Raw genomic sequence first — 4,483 nt, 5'->3', positions numbered from 1 at the left:
GGCTTTTTCATCTGGGACGCATGGAACTCCTCGCGCATGAGCGACATCATTCTCGCGCTCATCTATGTCGGCATGGTTGGCTATCTCCTCGATCGTGCCATTGCGTCCATTGCCAAAGTCGTCACCCGCAACACGCTCAGCGCCTGAAGGAAATAATCATGTCAAAACCCTATCTCTCGCTCGAACAGATCGACATGGTGTTCAGTCGCGGTGGCGCGAGCACACAAGTTCTGAACCAGGTCTCCCTCGACGTCGACAAAGGTGAGTTCATATCGATTATCGGCCATTCCGGCTGCGGGAAATCGACGCTGCTCAACATTGTCGCCGGCCTGACAGAGGCAACGCGCGGCGTGGTGCTTCTTGAGGGCGTTGTCGTCGATGCACCGGGACCAGACCGGGCGGTGGTGTTTCAGAACCATTCTCTGCTTCCGTGGCTGACAGTTTATGAGAACGTCAAACTGGCCGTGGACAAGGTTTTCTCGGGCACGAAAAGCCGGGTCGAGCGGCATGAGTGGACCATGCGCAACCTTGAACTGGTTCAGATGGTTCATGCCAAGGACAAGCGCCCGTCGGAAGTATCGGGCGGCATGAAGCAGCGTGTCGGCATTGCTCGGGCATTGGCGATGGAGCCAAAAGTCCTGCTTCTCGACGAACCGTTTGGGGCTCTTGACGCACTGACGCGTGCACACCTTCAGGATCAGGTGATGCAGATTCATGCCGAACTTGCCAATACAGTACTGATGATCACTCACGACGTGGATGAAGCGGTGCTTCTTTCTGATCGCATTGTCATGATGACAAACGGACCATCGGCCAAGATCGGAGAAGTCCTGGACGTACCGCTTGTTCGTCCGCGCCGCCGCATCGAACTCGCGTCGGATGCTACCTATATTCGCTGCCGCTCGGCAGTGCTGAAGTTCCTCTACGAACGTCATCGGCTTGTGGAGGCTGCGTGAGATGGAAGCACCTGAGAAAAAGCAGAAGCTGGTTATCATTGGCAACGGCATGGCACCGGGCCGCGCGCTGGAACATTTGTTCGAACTGGCGCCAGACGCTTATGACGTGACGATTTTCAATGCCGAACCGCGTGTCAATTATGATCGGATCATGTTGTCGCCGGTGCTTTCCGGCGAAAAGGAATTCGAGGAAATCATTATCCATGGCGATGGCTGGTACATCAAGCATGGGATCATGCTGTATAAGGGCCACAAGGTGGTCAATATCGACCGCGTTGCCAAAACGGTTACATCCGATGCGGGAACGACCGAACCCTACGACAAGCTTCTGATCGCCACCGGGTCTTTACCTTTTATCCTGCCGGTGCCTGGCAATAACCTTCCAGGTGTTTTGACCTATCGCGACCTCGATGACGTCAGGGCAATGCTGCTGGCGGCGCAATCGCGGGCAAAGGCCATGGTCATCGGCGGCGGATTGCTGGGTCTCGAAGCGGCGGCTGGACTCAAATCCCGCGATATGGACGTGACCGTCCTGCACGTCATGCCGACATTGATGGAGCGGCAGCTCGATCCTGCAGCGGGCTATCTCCTCGAGAAGGCGGTTGAAGCACGCGGCATCAAGGTCCTCACCAAAGCCAGCACCAAGGAGATTATCGGGGAAAAGAAAGTCGAGGGTGTCCTGCTTGCCGACGGGACGGTGCTCCCCGCCGATCTTGTGGTGATGGCTGTGGGCATCCGGCCGAGTGGTTCGCTCGCCAAGGAGGCGGGGCTTGAATGCAATCGCGGCATTGTCACGGATGCCGGAATGCGTACATCCGATCCGGACATTTTTGCCATTGGCGAATGCGCGGAAGTCGGCGGCCAGTGCTACGGACTTGTCGCACCGCTCTACGAGATGGCGCGGGTGGTTGCGGCCCAGCTTGCAGGCAATAGCGAGGCAGCCTTTGTCCATAGCGAAACGCCGACCAAGCTGAAGGTCACCGGCATTAACTTGTTTTCGGTCGGCGATCTGGGAGAGGGGGACGACCGGCAGGAAATCGTGTTGCGCGATGCCTCTGCGGGCGTTTACAAGCGCCTCGTTCTCAAGGATGACCGCATCATCGGGACCGTTCTATATGGCGAAACCTCCGATGGTGCCTGGTTCCACGATCTCACCAAAAAGCGCACCGACATTTCGGAGATGCGCGAGACCCTGATTTTCGGCCAGTCCTATCAGGGAGGGTCCCCGCTGGACCCTATGGCGGCCGTTGCAGCCTTGCCAGATGATGCGGAAATCTGCGGTTGCAACGGCATTTGTAAGGGAAAGATCACCGGCGCCATTACGGGCAAAGGACTGACATCGCTTGACGATGTGCGTGCACATACCAAGGCTTCCGCCTCCTGCGGAAGCTGCACCGGACTTGTCGAGCAGCTTTTGTCGCTGACATTGGGAGATAGCTATAACCCTTCCGCAGTCACGCCCATGTGCAGCTGTACCGATCTCGGCCATGACGATGTGCGCCGCCTGATCAAGGCAAAGAGTCTGAAATCCATTCCTGCTGTGATGCAGGAGCTTGAGTGGAAGACCTCCTGCGGCTGCGCCAAATGCCGCCCGGCGTTGAACTATTATCTCGTCTCGGATTGGCCGGATGAATATGCCGACGATTACCAGTCACGTTTCATCAATGAGCGCGTCCACGCCAATATCCAGAAAGACGGGACCTATTCGGTCGTTCCGCGCATGTGGGGTGGCATGACCAGCTCGAAGGAACTGCGTGCCATCGCCGATGTCGTCGATAAGTTCGAGATACCGGCGGTGAAGGTCACCGGTGGTCAGCGCATCGACATGCTCGGCATCAAGAAAGAAGATTTGCCCGCTGTCTGGGCCGATCTTGGCAAGGCTGGCTTCGTCTCAGGCCAGGCCTATGCCAAGGGTCTGCGCACCGTGAAGACCTGCGTCGGGACGGACTGGTGCCGGTTCGGTACGCAGGATTCCACTGGACTGGGCATCCGCATCGAGAAGTTCATGTGGGGATCGTGGACGCCAGCCAAACTGAAAATGGCGGTATCCGGCTGCCCACGCAATTGCGCCGAGGCGACCTGCAAGGACATCGGAATTATCTGCGTCGATTCAGGCTTCGAGATTCATTTTGCCGGTGCAGCCGGGCTCGATATCAAAGGAACGGAAGTCCTTGGCCTGGTCCATACTGAGGATGAGGCGCTGGAGCACGTGGTGGCACTGGCTCAGATGTACCGCGAGCAGGGCCGTTATCTGGAGCGCATCTATAAATGGGCCAAGCGTGTCGGCCTCGATGAAATCCGCCGGCAGATCATGGGCGATGCGGATAAGCGCAAGGGGTATTTCGACCGCTTCGTCTTCAGCCAGAAATTTGCGCAGGTCGATCCCTGGTCCGAGCGAGTGTCCGGCGTGGACAAGCACGAGTTCCAGCCCATGGCGACCATAGCTTACCAGCAAGCAGCGGAGTGAGGGCATGAACGACTGGATTGAAATCGGTGCGCTCAACGATATTCCTCGGCGTGGCGCGCGCTGTGTGATGACACCGCAAGGCAAGATCGCCGTATTCCGCACGATGGAGGATCAGGTCTTCGCCATTGACGATCATTGTCCGCACAAAGGCGGGCCGTTGAGCCAAGGGATTGTCCATGGTGCTTCGGTGACTTGCCCGCTGCACAATTGGGTGATTTCGTTCGAAACCGGCAAGGCGCTTGGAGCCGATGAGGGCAGCGTCAAAACCATTGCGATAAAGCGCGATGGCGAGCGGATATTTGCCCTGCTTGAGCGCACTGCCGTGGCGGCGGAATAGAATGCTTGAATTCCCCACTACCGTTCGCACCACCTGCGCTTATTGCGGAGTGGGCTGCGGCGTTCTCGCCACAAGGGAGGAGAGCGGAGCGGTTCGCATCAAGGGTGATCCCCTGCACCCTGCCAATTTCGGGCGTCTTTGCTCGAAAGGCTCCGCTCTTGGCGAGACGCTCGATCTGGAGGGGCGGCTGCTCGAACCGCAGATAGGGGGCCAGCCCGCAAGCTGGGATACAGCGCTCGATCTCGTGGCAAGCCGCTTTACTGAAACCATAAGCGAACATGGCCCTGACAGCGTAGCCTTCTATGTCTCCGGCCAATTGCTGACCGAAGATTATTATGTCGCCAACAAGCTGATGAAGGGCTTTATCGGTTCGGCCAATATCGACACCAATTCGCGGCTGTGCATGTCGTCTTCGGTGGCGGGACACAGGCGCGCTTTCGGGTCGGATACGGTTCCCGGAACCTATGAGGATCTGGATCTCGCCGATCTCATCGTCCTGACGGGCTCCAATCTTGCCTGGTGCCATCCTGTGCTCTATCAGCGCATCGCCGCTGCAAAGGTCAGGCGTCCGGAGATGCGCGTCGTGCTTATCGATCCGCGCCGCACCGTGACCGCCGATATTGCCGACATGCATCTCAAAATAAAACCGGATGGCGATACGGCATTGTTCGTCGGTCTGCTCGGGTTTCTCGCAGCGCAGGGCGCGGTCGAGCGGCATTATGT

Annotated in this window: 4 protein-coding genes and 1 pseudogene; all 5 read left to right on the top strand. The window is 57.9% G+C overall.

All coding sequences use genetic code 11. The features are described from left to right. Nucleotides 1-147 (top strand): annotated as a pseudogene (locus tag ACXJ5O_RS19810) (nitrate ABC transporter permease); the annotation flags it as partial. 11 nt (nt 148-158) lie between these two features. Further along, the gene (locus ACXJ5O_RS19805; protein WP_112531485.1) at nt 159-956 is read left to right on the top strand and encodes an ABC transporter ATP-binding protein; all 798 of its coding nucleotides are present in this window, start codon (nt 159-161) and stop codon (nt 954-956) included. Nucleotide 957: 1 nt separating this feature from the next. Next, entirely contained in the window at nt 958-3,423 is a 2,466-nt protein-coding gene (gene nirB, locus ACXJ5O_RS19800) for a nitrite reductase large subunit NirB (RefSeq protein ID WP_457301391.1), read from the top strand. A gap of 4 nt (nt 3,424-3,427) precedes the next feature. Next, the gene (gene nirD / locus ACXJ5O_RS19795; RefSeq protein ID WP_183662987.1) at nt 3,428-3,760 is read left to right on the top strand and encodes a nitrite reductase small subunit NirD; all 333 of its coding nucleotides are present in this window, start codon (nt 3,428-3,430) and stop codon (nt 3,758-3,760) included. Nucleotide 3,761: 1 nt separating this feature from the next. Next, nucleotides 3,762-4,483 (top strand): molybdopterin-dependent oxidoreductase (locus tag ACXJ5O_RS19790; protein ID WP_457301390.1); only part of this gene is annotated, 722 nt, incomplete at its 3' end.

Source organism: Phyllobacterium sp. P5_D12, assembly GCF_054049495.1.
This window is presented reverse-complemented; position numbering and strand designations above follow the sequence as displayed.